The following is a 14,913-nucleotide window of genomic DNA, read 5'->3' as shown; positions in this document are numbered from 1 at the left end:
TTAATCCTCAACCCAGTAATTTGGAGCTTCTCTTGTAATTGTTACATCATGAACATGGCTTTCTCTTAATCCAGCAAGAGTAATCTTTATAAATCTTGCTTTAGTTCTTAATTCCTCAAGATTTCTACAGCCACAGTATCCCATTCCTGATTTAAGACCACCGACGAGTTGATGAATACTTTTAGCGAGAGGTCCTCTATAGGGAACTCTTCCTTCAACACCCTCCGGAACAAGTTTTTCAGGAGCAACCATTTCCTGTGCGTATCGGTCACGGGAGCCTTCCTGCATGGCACCAATTGAGCCCATGCCTCTGTATGTTTTATAACTTCTTCCCTGATAAAGTATTATCTCACCAGGAGCTTCGTCTGTTCCAGCAAAAAGGCTTCCTATCATCACACAATGAGCACCTGCTGCAAGTGCTTTTGTTATATCTCCTGAGTACTTAATTCCTCCATCAGCAATCAAAGGAATATTATACTTTGAAGTTACTGAATAACAGTTCATGATTGCTGTAATCTGCGGCACTCCTGCTCCAGCAACAATTCTGGTTGTGCATATTGATCCAGGTCCTATGCCAACTTTTACTGCATCAGCACCTGCCTGAATTAACTCTTCTGCAGCCTCAGCAGTTGCTATGTTTCCTGCAACTACATCTATGTCAAATCTTCTTTTAAGTTCTTTCAATGTTTCAATAACAGCCTTGCTATGTCCATGGGCTGTATCAATAACAATTGCATCTACACCAGCTTTTATAAGCAATTCTGCCCTATAGATCGCAGGTTCTCCAACTCCAACAGCTGCTGCAACGCGGAGTCTTCCAAGATGGTCCTTACATGCATTTGGATACTTTCTTCTTTTTTCAATATCTTTTATCGTTATCAATCCTTTAAGATTAAAATTGTCATCTACAATTGGTAGCTTTTCAATTCTGTATTTATGAAGAATTTCCTGAGCTTCTTCAAGAGTGATTCCAACAGGAGCTGTAATAAGTTTCTCTTTTGTCATTACTTCTTCAACTTTTTTAGTAAAATCTCTCTCAAATTTAAGGTCTCTGTTTGTGATTATACCTACAAGCTTTCCGTTAACTGTAACTGGAACACCTGAGATTTTATATCTTTCCATTAAAGCTAATGCTTCTGATATAGGAGCATCCGGTCCAATTGTAATCGGATCAACAATCATCCCACTTTCTGATTTTTTTACTTTATCTACTTCCATTGCCTGCTTTTCAGGAGGCATATTTCTGTGAATTACTCCAATTCCTCCTTCCCTTGCAATAGCTATTGCAAGATTTGCATCAGTAACAGTGTCCATTGCTGCACTTACAATGGGAATGTTTAGTTTTATATTAGGTGTAAAATAGGTTGTAACATCTACTTGGGAAGGAATAACATCTGAATAAGCAGGAACAAGCAATACATCATCAAAGGTTAAACCTAAAGGGATTTCATTTTCTCTCATTTGACCACTCCTTTTTTGTTATAATTATTTATTAAAAATGCGCCTGTAGCTCAGGGGAAAGAGCGTGGGGCTCCGGACCCCAAGGTCAGAGGTTCAAATCCTCTCAGGCGCATTATACTTTTGTCAATATGTGTCCAAGTTTTTCTTTTTTTGTTTTTAAATAACATCTATTATTTTCATTAGGTTTGATTTCAATTGGAACTCTCTCAATTACTTTAAGTCCATAACCTTCCAATCCTACGATTTTACGTGGGTTGTTCGTCATAAGTCTCATTTTTCTTACACCGAGGTCAACTAAAATCTGGGCTCCTATTCCATAATCTCTAAGGTCTGGTTTAAAGCCTAACTTTATATTAGCTTCCACTGTATCATAGCCCTTTTCCTGAAGTTCATAGGCTTTTAGTTTATTAAGAAGTCCTATGCCTCTTCCTTCCTGTCTCATATAAAGCAGAACTCCTTTACCTGCCTCTTCTATCATCTGAAGAGCTCTATGGAGTTGTGAGCCACAGTCACATCTTTTTGAAAGAAAAACATCGCCGGTTAAACACTCTGAATGGACCCTCACAAGAACTTCATCGTTTGATTTGATCTCTCCTTTTACAAGGGCAAGATGAACTTTGTCATCAATTAATGTAGTATATGCTATTGCCTTAAACTCACCATAGTCTGTTGGAAGTTGAACTATAGCAGCTCTTCGTACCAGGGTTTCATTTCTCATACGATATCTAATGAGGTCTTTAATTGTTGTAATTTTTAAACCATGTTTTTTAGCAAATTCCATTAACTGTGGTACTCTTGCCATTGTTCCATCTTCGTTCATTATCTCACATATGACACCTGCTGGATATAATCCTGCAAGCCGGGCAAGATCAACAGCTCCTTCAGTGTGTCCTGCTCTTTTTAAAACTCCACCTTTTTGAGCTTTTAATGGAAATACATGCCCTGGTTTTACGAGATCTTCAGGTTTTGTTTTTGGATTAATAGCTGTCAAAATTGTATGAGCCCTGTCATATGCTGAAATTCCTGTAGTTACGCCTTTTCTTGCTTCAATTGACACAGTAAATGCTGTTTGATGGGGTGTTTCATTAATATCAACCATCATGGGAAGCTTGAGCTCTTCAACTCTTTCAGGTGTTAAAGCCAAACATATAAGTCCTCTTGCATATTTTGCCATGAAGTTTATTGCCTCAGGTGTAACTTTCTCAGCAGCAATGAAAAGGTCTCCCTCATTTTCTCTATCCTCATCATCAACAAGGATAATCATCTTTCCCTGAGCTACATCTTCAAGAACTTCCTCTATTGTATTAAACTTAAATGTTTCTTTTGTCATGAGTTTCATCCCTCCTTTTAAAGATTAATTTTTAATATATCAAAATTTGAAAAGTTTTTGCGACTTTTAAGCAAAAATTCAACAGTAGAAGACCTTTTGCCCTTTATCAGATTATGTTATAATTTTTATCATGGAAAAAACATATTTTAGTATTGAAGGGGATATTGTAAAGGCTTTTATACCTAAAAAGAATATAGAAGATTCCAAATTTTTTGAATTTTCCCGTGATGAACTTATGGATTTTATTAAAGAAAATTCAATAAAAGAGCTTTATATTTCAGCTTTTTTCCCTGATTTATATACATTTAGATTTTCACTACCTTTTCAGATTCCAAATAAGAAAAAAATTCTTGAAAGGTTGATATTTAACGAGATTCAAAAAAGATATCCCTCTTTGCAACAATTTTCATTTATCTATGAAACTCAAATGGCAGAAAAGAGAAACTGGATAAGATGTTATGTTGTCCCTGACTTTTCATATAGTTTTATTGAGGAAATTTTGAAAGAAAAGATTAATATAAAAGCTCTTTATCCAATGCATATTCCATTGATTTCTCTTGTAGATGCTAACTCAGAGCTCAAAGAAAAAAATAAATTAGTATGTTTTCTTTCTGGAAAGTCAAGATTTTTATTCATTTTTGAAAAATCTGAGATGCTTCTTGCAAGGGAGTTTGAAGGAAGTGATGATATAACAGAGGAAGATGTATTAAATATAAATATGACTGTCAACTACGCAGTGCAAAATCTTAGAGTAAATCTACAGGAGATTGTTTTTGTAGGAGCAGAGGATAGAGAGATATCAGGACTTATAGTCCCATACAGATTTTTGTCAGTATTGCCGCAAAAAGAAAAATATGCTGTTTTACTGAGCATGTTGACTTTTGATGAAAAATTAAAAAATTCAAATATGCTACCTCGGGAATACAAAAAATTTAAACAAATAACCAAATATTTAAACTATGCAGGGTTTACTCTAATAATAGCTGGTGTAATGTTATTAGGTTACAATATAAACTCCCTGTATAAATTAAAATCTCAGTATGAGACATTGACTGCTCAAAGACAGTATATCTTGAAACATGAGCAGGAGTTTGTCAATTTTCAGAGAACTATCCAGAAATTTGAAACAGATTTAAAACCTTTTGTTGAATTACAAAATAGAAGAAATTCAATGACTGATACAAGACAAATTATTACAAATATTGCTCAAGCTAAACCAGATTTAATTCAGCTTGATTCATTGGAGATATCTAACTCTGAAAAGTTACAGATAAGAATAAAAGGAAAAAGTAGTGGAAAAAGTTTTTCTGAAAGACAGATTTCTTATTTAAAATTTAAATCATCTTTGACAGAAAAAGGATTTAAGATTACTAATGAAAACTGGGATATTTCAAAGGGAGATCTAAGCATAGATGCAGTTTATGAGCATTAAAGAATTTTATAATAGGGAAATTGGAAGGAAAGTATTTTTTGTTGCTATTGTCTTTGCTTTTGTAGTTTTTCTCCTTTCTGCTATGATCTATCTCAATAAAGCAGAAAAATCCATTAAAAAGGATTATGTTACATTAAATAATTTAGAGCAGAAGATAAATCAGAGCATAAAATTGAAAAAAACAATAGAGAGTATAACCTTACCTGAAGGTAAGAATTCTGAGATTTTTTTAGCACAATTTATTGACGATTTAAAATTAAAATTCCCTGAAGTTAATGTAGAAGTATCAAAAATGAAAAAGGAGGACAGGCAGCTTACTCTTGATATGACACTTAAATCTGAAACATCTTGGAGCAGATTTTCTGAGTTGATAAACTTTCTTGAGGGGACAAATTACCCATTTATCTTTCTCAAATCAATAATGCTTTCTAAAAAGGATAAGGCAATAGCTATTGAGCTTAAGAGCGAATTAAGGTTAATTTATCGAGAAAATGACAAAGGAATTTAAAATATCTATTGTCATAGTTATATTTTCCCTTTTATTTTTGGTTATTTCTCTGAAAATCAATCCACCATCTTTTATTACTCCATTTGAGAAAACTCTTTCAAATTATAGTGTTCCAGAGATAAACATCAAAGAGAGATTCCAAATTGCCTCTTATAGATTAAACGATCCTTTTGAGACATCTATAGTGTTAGAGACTGAAAAAAAGTCTAAAGAATCAACTCCTCCATTTACTTCTCTCCCAGTACTGTCATTCATATATGAAGGTAAAAATAAGTATGCTGTCATAGGAGACTCAATTGTGAGAGAAGGTGATTTTATAAATGGATACCAAATTAAGGTTATACTTAAAAATAAAGTTTTAATTAAAGACAAAAAGGGAGAGACAAAATGGTTAAACTTGGAAAATTATTAGTTTTCCTTTTTTTATTTCTCTATGCTTGCAGTAGTATGGAGATGAAAGGAGATATAAAAATTCCCCAGATTGATTTTCCTAAAAAAGAGGAGGTAGTAACAAAGGAATCTCCAGCAGATTTTAGAATAGCTACAGAAGATATAACTCCTCTTAAGTTGAAAAGAGTCTCTGTAAATGCAAGACAGACACCACTCAGGGATATTTTACTTGTTTTATGTAGAGATGCTGGATTAAACCTCATTATTGAAAAAGATGTTGACCCAAATGTTCCTGTAACACTGGTTTTGAGTAATGTAACACTGAAGGATGCTCTTGACGCAGTTTTTTCCTCAACTGATTACTTTTATAAAATTGAAAGAAACATGCTTATTGTAAAAGATACGGATACAAAAATATTTCATCTTAGTGCAATACCAATTCAGCAGAATTACGCAACAGATGTTGGTGGAGATATTCTTGGAGGAGTAACAGGTCAGCTAACAGGAGGGACAACTTCAGGAACAACATCTACCACTTCAGGTACGACCATTCTTAAAGGAAATGTCTCAAAATCTGAAAAAGCAGATGATGCGGCATACAAATTCTGGGATTCAATAGAAAAAGCACTTTCTACACTTCTTAGCATTTCTCCATCTCAAACAGTAACAACTGCAGGACAACCCGGTCAGGCAGCTGTAAAGAGTTCTCGTGAGAGTTATTTGATCAACAGAATGACCGGAACAATTATGGTTACGGCAACAAAGAAAAATATGCAGAAAGTAGAGGAATATCTTCAAACAGTAAAGAAGGTTATGTCAAGACAGGTTCTTATAGAGGCCAAAGTTATAGAAGTAGCACTTTCAAAATCTTTAAAATACGGAATCGACTGGTCCTTTTTAAGAGAGTGGAGTCATGGAACACATAACTGGAGCATAGGTGGTGCAACTTCAGGTTTTACGAGAGTTATACCATCTGATTCCCCCTATTCTGAATTGAAATTTTCTCTAACAACCACAGCTATTAAAGATTTTTCATTCATAATAAAAGCTCTTGGACAGTTCGGAGATGTAAGAACTTTATCAAATCCCCGTGTAAGTATAATGAATGGACAGACTTCTCTTTTTACAGTTGGAAGAAATTACTCCTTTATTTCAAAAGTTGAAAGCAATGTAACCACCTCTGGAACAGGTTCCCCCATAATAACTTATACAGTAGATACAGGCAATCTTCTTTCAGGGTTAATAATTGGAATAGTTCCTTATATTGATGATAAGGGAGAAATTTCTCTCACAATTACCCCAATAGTTTCAAATCTGATAGAGATGAGAGAGGTAAGTTTTGGTTCTCAAGAGGCAACAACAAAAATTCAGCTTCCAAGTGTTGATTTGAGAGAACTTAGCACAACAGTCAAAGTCAAGGATGGAGATGTTGTAGTAATTGGTGGAATGATTAAAAAGGAAGAGAGTTTATCGGAAAATAAAATGCCACTTTTAGGAGATATTCCTCTGTTGGGTGAGCTTTTTAAAAGTAAAGATAAAGAAGACAAAAATACAGAGCTTGTGATACTTCTTCAGCCAAGGATTATAACACAATGAGACTTGGAGACCTTTTATTAGAAAAAAAATTGCTTACTGAACAGGAACTTAGTATAGCTCTTAGTGTGCAAAAAATCACTGGTCAGGTTCTTGGAAAGTGTTTGATATCACTTGGATTTATTACATCTTCAGAGCTTGCAGAGATTCTTGCAATTCAGCATGGACTTGAATATATAGATATAAGGCAATATCCTATTGACACTGAACTCCTTAAGCTCTTTCCCAAAAATGTCACAGAGTCAGCAAAATTTCTTCCAATTGAACAAACCGATGCAGTTTTAAAGATAGTAGTTACTGATCCAAGCAATATCGTTGCTCTTGATAAAGTAAAAGCAATAACAGGAAAGAGAGCAAAGCCCTATCTTACAGATGAAGAAGGTTTTATGGACACCCTTGAGAAAGCTTACTACTTTTTAGAAAATCCAACAGAAAAAATTATAGAAGATTCAATAAATGTAACTTTAACAACAGGAGTAACTCCTCCCGATAGTTTTCCACGGATTGTTGATGCTATTTTAGCGGAAGGAATAAGAAGAGGAGCAACAGATATCCATATAAACATTAATGCTGGCGTTGTAACTATCTTATACAGGGTTGATGGAATTTTGACTGAAGGATATTTTCTTCCAAGACAACTTCATACTGGAATAGTATCGAGAATAAAGATTTTAGCAAGGCTTGACATAGCAGAGCAGAGACTTCCGCAAGATGGCTCATTTATCTTTCCTTTTGTAGGTAAAAGATATGAAGTGAGAGTCTCAACAATTCCAACAATAGATGGAGAAAGTGTTGTCCTTAGATTACTATTTGGCGGTTCAGATGAGTTTTTCAGTCTCAATAAACTTGGCTTTAGTGAGACTCTTGCTATGAAGTTAAGGGAAATTATAAGAAAACCAAATGGAATTATTCTTGTTGTTGGACCAACAGGAAGTGGTAAGAGCACAACACTCTATGCTTTGTTAAGAGAAACGAACAGACTTCAAAGAAGTGTTATCACAATTGAAGACCCTGTGGAGTATAGAATAAGTTTTGCAAAGCAGAGTGAAGTTAATGAAAAAATTGGCTATGACTTTGCTCTTGCAGGAAGAAGCTTTATGAGACATGACCCTGATATAATTTTGCTTGGTGAGATTCGTGATGAAGAAACTGCAAAGATTGCAATAAGAGCATCAGTCACAGGACATCTGGTTCTAAGCACACTTCATACTTCTGATGCAGTAAGTGCTGTTCCGAGACTTTTTGATCTTGGTGCCGATAGATTTCTTCTCAGCTCTTCTTTGCTTGCTGTGCTGAGTCAGAGACTTATAAGGAAGATATGTCCATTCTGTAAAACTTCAAGAGATTTAACAGAAAGGGAGAGGGAAATTTTTAAAAATGCCAATATGGAAGTTGAAACAGTTTATTATGGTGCTGGATGTAAAGTATGTAAAAAAACTGGATATTTAGGTAGAGTGGCAATAGGAGAACTCATGATAGTAAGTGATAAAATGAGGGATATGATTTATGAAGGAGTTTCATTTAATGCTCTTAAAGGGGCAGCAAAAGACAGTGGCATGATCCCGCTCAAAATTGATGGTTTAAAAAAGGTTGCAGAGGGAGTTTCAACTATTGAAGAAGTTGAAAGAGTCGCAGGATGAATATCTTTTTATACAAAGCAGTAACTGAAGAAGGTAAAGTTTTCAGAGGTTTTATTAAAGCAAACAGTTACACAGATGCTATAAATATTCTTACTATGAAAAATATTTATGTGCTCTCTGTTTCAGAAATTCCAAAGATTTTTTTACCATTTATAACTCTTCTATCTGGCAGGGTAAAAAATGTTCAGCTAATTGAGTTTGCAAAAAATCTTTCTCTAATGCTTAAAGCTGGAGTACCTCTTACTGTAGCTCTTGCTGATATTGCTGAAAATATAACAAAAGAGAAATTTAAAAGAGTAGTATTAGATTTGAAAGATTTGATTGAAAAAGGAATGTCTTTCAATGAAGCAATATCAATGCACAAAGATATTTTTCCTCCGGTAGTTCAGTATCTCATAAAAATCGGTGAAGAAACAGGTCGGCTTGACGGTAGCCTTAGTGAGATAGCAGATTACTTTCAAAGAATTGAAGATTTAAGAACAGCTATAAAGAGAGCACTTATATATCCAATATTTGCAACAGTTGTCTCTTTTGGTGCTGTATGTTTCTGGCTTGTATATGTTTTACCAAAGATTGTAAATGCAATGGAGGGAATGGGAGTTAAAATTCCATTTATTACGCAGATTCTTGTACAGGCAGGAAATTTGCTGTCCAGGTTTTTTTATCTTTTACCTCTTTTTCCTTTAGTTATCTTTATTTCAATGCCTATGATAAAAAAAAATTTAAGGGTCAAATTGATGATTGACTTTTTGTCTTTTAAGTTGCCGATTATAAAACAAATAGTCTATAACAGAGCCGTTGCATTGTTTGCAGAACAGTTACGCATTCTTACAGTAGCTGGTGTTCCAATAGACAGTGCATTGGATATGACAGCAGAGGTTGTTAATAATGAAATAATGAAAAAGGCAATAAAAAATGCCAAAGAAAAAATTATTACAGGAGAAAGGATGTCTCATTCTTTAAAAGAACAGAATATTTTTCCTCCAATGGTAATAAGACTCATAGATATTGGTGAAACTTCAGGAAATCTTGATGAGCAACTTGAATTTTTGAACAACTACTACACATCAAAACTTCATGAATACTCTGTAAGACTTGGTAAAATTATTGAACCTGTAATGATTTTATTTATTGGTTTGTTTTTTGCAATAATTTTCATTAGTCTTTTAAGTCCACTTTATGATTTAATTTCCAAGCTCGGGAGATAGTAATGGAATATTTTGAGTTTTATAAATTTAAGGAAGACCCTTTTGGTATAACACCTGATCCCGATTTCTTTTATCCATCAAAAAGTCATATGGAAGCCCTTGAATCTATAAGATATCTTATTCAAAAGGGTGAAGGTTTTATGCTAATTACAGGAAATCCAGGGACAGGGAAAACAACATTGATAAGAAAAGTTTTAACAAACTTTAAAAATGAAAATATAATTCCTATTGTAATATACAACTCCTCTCTTACTCCTGATGAACTACTTAGGGGAATAATTTATAAATTAAGCACTCAGGACAGCAGCATTGATATAAATAGATTTCATAACAAATTATCAACAGTAGAATTCCTTACAGATTATCTTAAAAATAGAAAGCTTTCAGGCTATAAAAATCTTTTGATAATTGATGAAGCACAGGATATGCCTGAGGAAACCCTCACAGAGATAAAACATCTTTCAAATATTGAAACAGAAAAGGAAAAGCTTCTTCAGATTATTCTCTTTGCTCAGCCCTATTTTGAGAATATTCTCTCACAACCAAAGTATTCTCAGATAAATCAGAGAATTAGTATTAAAGTTAGACTCTATCCTTTGACAAAGGAGGAGGTTGGTGAGTATATAAATTTCAGGCTTCATAGGGCAGTAGAAACTCCAGTTTATTTCAAAAAATCAGCAATAAGGCGTATATATAAAGCATCAAAAGGAATTCCAAGAATTATAAATCTTATATGTTCAAGGGCTTTGATGGTTGGGTATCTCAAGAATTCATATAAAATAAAAAAATCATATGTTAAAATAGCCTTGAAACATCTTCGGCTGTAAAAATGGAGAAATTTTCTTTCAGTAATAAAATAGAGCTTTTGTGGGATAATATCGAAGAGTTAAGAAAACTTGTAGAAGAACTTGAGTATTATTTCAAAAACTTTCCTGAAATTTTTAAAGAAACAATGTCTCTGGCTACTGAGGTCAAGAATCTTATTTTAAAAATTGATCCTTTTATTGATATTTATGCTAAGAAAGTTTGTTCTCAATGTATTAATATTTGCTGTTTGAACAAAAACAGCCGGTATGAATATGATGATCTAATTTATATTTTGGCATTGAGAGAAAAATTCCCTATCCCTGAAAGAAATCTTAAGGAAAAAGAGCCTTGCTATCTTCTTACAGAAAAAGGATGTAAAATACCTCGCTATCTTAGACCTCTTAGATGTAACTGGTATTTTTGTAAAGAACTCTTGCAGGAGATGGAAAACTCTCCTGCCCGTGCTTTCAGAGAATTTTCAAACACCTTTAATAAAATGCTCTATTTAAGACAGCAGATGCTGAACTCCTTCTTTAGTTCACTTCCCTATACTGAGCGTAATGTATGAAACTCTTCCATTTCTGTAAAACCAGACAATAGCTTCAGTTTGAGCTTTTTTTGCTATTTTTAGAAAATCCTTAACATTGTTTATTTTCTCATTGTTAATCTCTATTATCACATCTCCTTTTTGTAGAAGTCCTTCAGCAGGACTACCCGGCTCTAAAGATGTTATGACCACACCTTTGATTTTCTTAGGAATATTGAGTTGATTTCTCAGTTTATCTGTCAGTTCATCAACATAAATACCTGCCAGAACAGATTCTGCCTGAGAAAGTTGTTGTGTTGCTGGAAGTTCACCGATAGTGACAGTAACTGTATAATATTTTCCGTTTCTTATTATTTCAAGAGTTACGGTTTTACCTGGAGAAGTGTTTACTACCATATTTCTAAGATGGGCAGAATCCTCCACTTCTTTACCGTCAAAACTGATTATGATGTCCTTTCTCATAAGTCCTGCTTTTTCTGCCGGAGAGCCTTCCACAACATCTGTAACAACAGCACCTTTTAATTCTTTAAGTTTAGCCATCTTTGCCATTTCAGTATCCAGATCCTGAACTGTTACACCAAGCCATCCACGAATTACTTTTTTGTGCTTGATAAGGCTATCCATAACTGTTTTTGCCATATTGCTTGGAATGGCAAATCCGATTCCCTGATATCCTCCTGTTGTACTGAATATGGCAGTATTTATACCAACGAGCTCGCCTCTAACATTAACAAGAGGTCCACCTGAGTTTCCGGGATTGATTGCAGCATCTGTTTGAATAAAGTCTTCATAATCTGATATTCCAACATTTGCTCTACCTGTGGCACTTACAATTCCGCTTGTTACAGTAAGATTTAGTCCATAGGGATTTCCAATTGCGATTACTGTTTCGCCAACTTTGAGCTTATCCGAGTCTCCCCATTTTATAGCACGCAATCCATCTGCTTTTATTTTTATTACTGCAATATCAGTTTTTGCGTCATAGCCAATTACTGTTCCATCAAAAACTCTCTTATCATAAAGTTTTACCTTAATTTCGTCAGCTCCTTTAATAACATGATAGTTCGTAAGAATGTACCCTGAAGGATCAACAATTACTCCTGAACCAAGTGCGGTTTGAGTGTATTCTCTTGGTCTTTCAAATATATCGCCAAATTCTTCACCAAAGAATCTTCTGAAAAAAGGATCATCAAAGGGAAAAGGCATTCCAGGTCTTTTAATTTTCTTAGTGGTATAAATATTCACTACTGAGGGTCTTACAGCCTGAATAACCTCTGCCATTGCACTGCTAATTTTTGATAAAAGTTCCTGAGATTCCTTAGAAATCTGATAATCCTCTGTAAAGCCTTTGCTTTGCAGATCAAACTTTGAGGCAATTACAAGTCCAATGGTTATACCTATCAGGAGAAAAAGTACGGCAGGAACAAGAATTTTTTTATTTTTAATCATTTTTCCCTTCCTCCTTTCATTTTTTTATTTTTTCCCAATCACTAAGGAATTTTTCAATGCCAATATCTGTTAAAGGATGCTTAATAAGCTGTTTTATTACAGAATAAGGAATTGTTGCTATATCTGCACCTATTCTTGCTGCTTCAAGAACATGAATGGGATTGCGAATACTTGCTACTATAACTTCGGTTTCAAAGGCGTAGTTTTCAAAAATTATCTGTATGTCTCTTATAAGTTCCATACCAAAATGACTTATGTCATCAAGTCTCCCAACAAATGGGCTTACATAGGTAGCACCAGCCTTTGCTGCCAAAAGAGCCTGCATTGGTGAAAAAACAAGGGTTACATTGGTCTTTATCCCTTCCTGAGAAAGCTTTTTAACTGCTTTAAGTCCATCCTCTGTCATTGGAATTTTAATTACAATGTTTGGATGAATTTTACTTAGTTCATATGCTTCTTTCACCATGTCTTCAAATTTAAGAGAAACTGCCTCAGCACTGACAGGTCCATCTACAATCTCACATATTTCTTTAAGAAGAGATATTGGCTCACGCTTTTCTTTTGCAATAAGTGAAGGATTTGTTGTAACTCCATCGATAACTCCAGTTTCCCATGCTTTTTTGATCTCTTCAACATTTGCGGTGTCAATAAAAAATTTCATCTATCTGCCTCCTTCATAGCTTTAATTATAAAATTTTCTCCTTCTTTTTCTATTAAAATGCCATAAAGTGGAGCAATTTCCATGAGGGATCTGCCAAAAAGCAGAGGCAAAACACTATCCTCAATCTCCAGTTTTTCTTTTATCCATTCCCTTAATGCATTATCATATACAATCATCTCAACAATCTTTTCAAAGTTTTCTTCTTTGCCAGAGGCAAATTCTTCTACGAAGTCATTAAATTTGTTGAGAGAGCATTTTTCTTCATGTTTATCTATAGCTTCTTTAATAATATCAATGCTTCCAAAAAGATCATATCTTGTCAGTCTTCTTGCTTCAAGCCCTGTAATTGTTATGTTTTGGCTCCAGCATTCAAATTCTCTGCATACAGTAGGTCTCATCTCATAAATTGTGCATCCAACCTCAGGATCATAAAAAAGGCAGGTAGAACTTCCAAAGATAGGGCGAATTTTTATTAATTCCATTGATGAGTAATATGTATCACCATCAATAAAAGAACGAATTTTTTCATCTTCTCTTATTGTATATATATCTTTTTCAGAGATAACACCTCTTCTGAGAAGTTCCATATCATCTTTAAGAATTACAGGTGTGTCTCGTCTACAACACTCTCCACACCTTTCACACTCTGTTCTTGGTGAGAATTTCATTCTCTTGGGTTTTCCATCAGAATCATACCCCTGCACTACAGATTCTTTTTTGGGTTTATAAACTGTTCCATCTGGTAAGATTATTTCAAAAGGCTCTTCCATTCTTTGCTCCTTTTAAAATTTTTTCTATAGCTTCTGCATAGTGAACTATTTTTTTATTTTTCATAGCTAACTTAAATTGAATTATACAGTTTGGACAAGAGCTTATTATCATATCTGCTTTCTCATATTCTAAAACTTTTTTTCTTAGAATATCCATAGATTGTTTTTCAAATAAAAAAGAGAAAAGACCACCAAATCCGCAACAACCTGTTTTTTTCTGAGCATTGTAACCAAATTTTTGAAGTAAACTTAATATATCGTCCGAATCTTTAACATAGTTAGAGGTGTGGCAGGAGATGTGAAAAAAAGCATTACCTTTGTATTGCCCGCTAATCTCTCTATCTTTTTCTCTAAATAAATCTGCAAGTTTTAATACTTTTAGTTTTTCTCCTATTAGCTCTTTATATACATCCCCAATAAAGTGAGCACAGGTGGGGCAGGGAGTTAGTATTCCGTCTATATTAAAGGATTTATATACTTCAAGATTTTTTATGGCAAGATTTTTTGCCTCTTTTTCAAAACCTGCACTCAAAAGAGGAGCTCCACAGCAGTGTTGTTTCGGTACAATTACTTCATAGTTTAACCAGTTTAATATGTAGATTAGAGCTTCAGTAATTGAAGGAATTAGATATTTTGATGTGCATCCTAAAAAAATGGCAATTCTTCCCGCAGGTTTTACTTTACTATGGACTTGAAGAGAATTAGATTGAGGTTTAATTTCCAGTGAGGAAATTCTATTGAAATATGGCAAATTTATGATACTCATAAATTTATCAAAGCGATTTAAAATAGACAAAATTGAGAAAAAAATATGGGGATAAAGTGAAAAATATTTAAAAAGATATTGTAATAACGTTTTTTTTGATTCTGTCCTTGCTCTGTATAAGATGCTGGTTATATTTATATTCAATGGACAAGAGGTTTCGCATGATCCACAGAGAAGGCAGCTAAAAAATCTTTTTTTTAAAGATTCATCATAGAGTATTTCTTTTTCCTGCAAAGCTTTCGCCAGTCTCAGTCTTCCTCTTGGACTAAAGGACTCTTTTAAAAAAGCCTGATAACCTGGACAGGTTTCCTTACATTTTCCACATTTATTGCACTCTGTAAGAAATTCCAT

General features: G+C 34.0%; 14 protein-coding genes, 1 tRNA gene and 1 pseudogene. 9 read left to right on the top strand and 7 right to left on the bottom strand.

Translation table 11 applies throughout. The features are described 5' to 3' along the window. Complete coding sequence (gene guaB, locus TAGGR_RS07505; RefSeq protein ID WP_059176750.1) at nucleotides 1–1,461, bottom strand: IMP dehydrogenase; 1,461 nt, start codon at nucleotides 1,459–1,461, stop codon at nucleotides 1–3. Nucleotides 1,462–1,500: 39 nt separating this feature from the next. On the opposite strand from guaB, the gene TAGGR_RS07500 reads away from it, so the two are divergent. Further along, nucleotides 1,501–1,573, top strand: a tRNA-Arg gene (locus tag TAGGR_RS07500). Here the strand turns inward: TAGGR_RS07500 and TAGGR_RS07495 are convergent. Further along, nucleotides 1,574–2,791 (bottom strand): bifunctional 3,4-dihydroxy-2-butanone-4-phosphate synthase/GTP cyclohydrolase II, encoded by a 1,218-nt coding sequence (locus TAGGR_RS07495; protein ID WP_059176749.1) that lies wholly within the window; start codon nucleotides 2,789–2,791, stop codon nucleotides 1,574–1,576. A 130-nt stretch (nucleotides 2,792–2,921) separates the two neighbouring features. Between TAGGR_RS07495 and TAGGR_RS07490 the strand changes: the two genes are divergently transcribed. The 8 genes from TAGGR_RS07490 to TAGGR_RS07455 are packed head-to-tail and all read left to right on the top strand — an operon-like array spanning nucleotide 2,922 to nucleotide 10,937. Then, nucleotides 2,922–4,223, top strand: coding sequence for a hypothetical protein (locus TAGGR_RS07490; RefSeq protein ID WP_059176748.1), 1,302 nt, complete (start codon nucleotides 2,922–2,924; stop codon nucleotides 4,221–4,223). Further along, nucleotides 4,213–4,731 carry a hypothetical protein gene (locus TAGGR_RS07485; RefSeq protein WP_161936197.1) on the top strand — a complete coding sequence of 173 codons (519 nt, stop codon included), beginning with the start codon at nucleotides 4,213–4,215 and terminating at the stop codon, nucleotides 4,729–4,731. The genes TAGGR_RS07490 and TAGGR_RS07485 overlap by 11 nt, the downstream gene beginning before the upstream one ends. Then, nucleotides 4,715–5,143, top strand: coding sequence for a hypothetical protein (locus TAGGR_RS07480; protein WP_059176746.1), 429 nt, complete (start codon nucleotides 4,715–4,717; stop codon nucleotides 5,141–5,143). The genes TAGGR_RS07485 and TAGGR_RS07480 overlap by 17 nt, the downstream gene beginning before the upstream one ends. Further along, nucleotides 5,119–6,717 (top strand): pilus (MSHA type) biogenesis protein MshL, encoded by a 1,599-nt coding sequence (gene mshL, locus TAGGR_RS07475; RefSeq protein ID WP_059176745.1) that lies wholly within the window; start codon nucleotides 5,119–5,121, stop codon nucleotides 6,715–6,717. The genes TAGGR_RS07480 and mshL overlap by 25 nt, the downstream gene beginning before the upstream one ends. Next, a complete protein-coding gene (locus tag TAGGR_RS07470; protein WP_059176744.1) occupies nucleotides 6,714–8,354 on the top strand; it encodes a GspE/PulE family protein in 1,641 nt (546 codons plus the stop codon). The genes mshL and TAGGR_RS07470 overlap by 4 nt, the downstream gene beginning before the upstream one ends. Beyond that, nucleotides 8,351–9,562 carry a type II secretion system F family protein gene (locus TAGGR_RS07465; protein ID WP_059176743.1) on the top strand — a complete coding sequence of 404 codons (1,212 nt, stop codon included), beginning with the start codon at nucleotides 8,351–8,353 and terminating at the stop codon, nucleotides 9,560–9,562. Before TAGGR_RS07470 ends, TAGGR_RS07465 begins: the two co-directional genes overlap by 4 nt. A gap of 2 nt (nucleotides 9,563–9,564) precedes the next feature. Further along, nucleotides 9,565–10,389 (top strand): ExeA family protein, encoded by an 825-nt coding sequence (locus TAGGR_RS07460; protein ID WP_059176742.1) that lies wholly within the window; start codon nucleotides 9,565–9,567, stop codon nucleotides 10,387–10,389. Between the two features lie 2 nt (nucleotides 10,390–10,391). Further along, nucleotides 10,392–10,937, top strand: coding sequence for a hypothetical protein (locus TAGGR_RS07455; RefSeq protein WP_059176741.1), 546 nt, complete (start codon nucleotides 10,392–10,394; stop codon nucleotides 10,935–10,937). On the opposite strand, the gene TAGGR_RS07450 is transcribed toward TAGGR_RS07455, so the two are convergent. From TAGGR_RS07450 to TAGGR_RS11175, 5 genes and pseudogenes are all read right to left on the bottom strand, one after another. Then, nucleotides 10,908–12,365 (bottom strand): DegQ family serine endoprotease, encoded by a 1,458-nt coding sequence (locus TAGGR_RS07450; protein ID WP_059176740.1) that lies wholly within the window; start codon nucleotides 12,363–12,365, stop codon nucleotides 10,908–10,910. The two genes, TAGGR_RS07455 and TAGGR_RS07450, sit on opposite strands and share 30 nt — an antisense overlap. A gap of 16 nt (nucleotides 12,366–12,381) precedes the next feature. Beyond that, entirely contained in the window at nucleotides 12,382–13,026 is a 645-nt protein-coding gene (gene fsa / locus TAGGR_RS07445) for a fructose-6-phosphate aldolase (protein WP_059176739.1), read from the bottom strand. Then, on the bottom strand, nucleotides 13,023–13,796 hold the full coding sequence (locus TAGGR_RS07440) for a YkgJ family cysteine cluster protein (RefSeq protein ID WP_059176738.1): 774 nt from the start codon (nucleotides 13,794–13,796) through the stop codon (nucleotides 13,023–13,025). The genes fsa and TAGGR_RS07440 overlap by 4 nt, the downstream gene beginning before the upstream one ends. After that, entirely contained in the window at nucleotides 13,780–14,562 is a 783-nt protein-coding gene (locus tag TAGGR_RS07435) for a (Fe-S)-binding protein (protein WP_236698925.1), read from the bottom strand. Before TAGGR_RS07435 ends, TAGGR_RS07440 begins: the two co-directional genes overlap by 17 nt. 144 nt (nucleotides 14,563–14,706) lie before the next feature. Next, a pseudogene (locus tag TAGGR_RS11175) lies at nucleotides 14,707–14,913 on the bottom strand (4Fe-4S dicluster domain-containing protein); the annotation flags it as partial.

Source organism: Thermodesulfovibrio aggregans (assembly GCF_001514535.1).
Lineage (GTDB): Bacteria > Nitrospirota > Thermodesulfovibrionia > Thermodesulfovibrionales > Thermodesulfovibrionaceae > Thermodesulfovibrio > Thermodesulfovibrio aggregans.
This window is presented reverse-complemented; position numbering and strand designations above follow the sequence as displayed.

Coding starts and splice junctions, on each gene's coding strand:
- TAGGR_RS07465 (WP_059176743.1), top strand. CDS start 8,351: ATGAATATCTTTTTATACAAAGCAGTAACTGAAGAAGGTAAAGTTTTC.
- TAGGR_RS07450 (WP_059176740.1), bottom strand. CDS start 12,365: ATGATTAAAAATAAAAAAATTCTTGTTCCTGCCGTACTTTTTCTCCTG.
- TAGGR_RS07480 (WP_059176746.1), top strand. CDS start 4,715: ATGACAAAGGAATTTAAAATATCTATTGTCATAGTTATATTTTCCCTT.
- TAGGR_RS07495 (WP_059176749.1), bottom strand. CDS start 2,791: ATGACAAAAGAAACATTTAAGTTTAATACAATAGAGGAAGTTCTTGAA.
- mshL (WP_059176745.1), top strand. CDS start 5,119: ATGGTTAAACTTGGAAAATTATTAGTTTTCCTTTTTTTATTTCTCTAT.
- guaB (WP_059176750.1), bottom strand. CDS start 1,461: ATGAGAGAAAATGAAATCCCTTTAGGTTTAACCTTTGATGATGTATTG.
- TAGGR_RS07440 (WP_059176738.1), bottom strand. CDS start 13,796: ATGGAAGAGCCTTTTGAAATAATCTTACCAGATGGAACAGTTTATAAA.
- TAGGR_RS07460 (WP_059176742.1), top strand. CDS start 9,565: ATGGAATATTTTGAGTTTTATAAATTTAAGGAAGACCCTTTTGGTATA.
- TAGGR_RS07485 (WP_161936197.1), top strand. CDS start 4,213: ATGAGCATTAAAGAATTTTATAATAGGGAAATTGGAAGGAAAGTATTT.
- TAGGR_RS07490 (WP_059176748.1), top strand. CDS start 2,922: ATGGAAAAAACATATTTTAGTATTGAAGGGGATATTGTAAAGGCTTTT.
- TAGGR_RS07435 (WP_236698925.1), bottom strand. CDS start 14,562: ATGAGTATCATAAATTTGCCATATTTCAATAGAATTTCCTCACTGGAA.
- fsa (WP_059176739.1), bottom strand. CDS start 13,026: ATGAAATTTTTTATTGACACCGCAAATGTTGAAGAGATCAAAAAAGCA.
- TAGGR_RS07455 (WP_059176741.1), top strand. CDS start 10,392: ATGGAGAAATTTTCTTTCAGTAATAAAATAGAGCTTTTGTGGGATAAT.
- TAGGR_RS07470 (WP_059176744.1), top strand. CDS start 6,714: ATGAGACTTGGAGACCTTTTATTAGAAAAAAAATTGCTTACTGAACAG.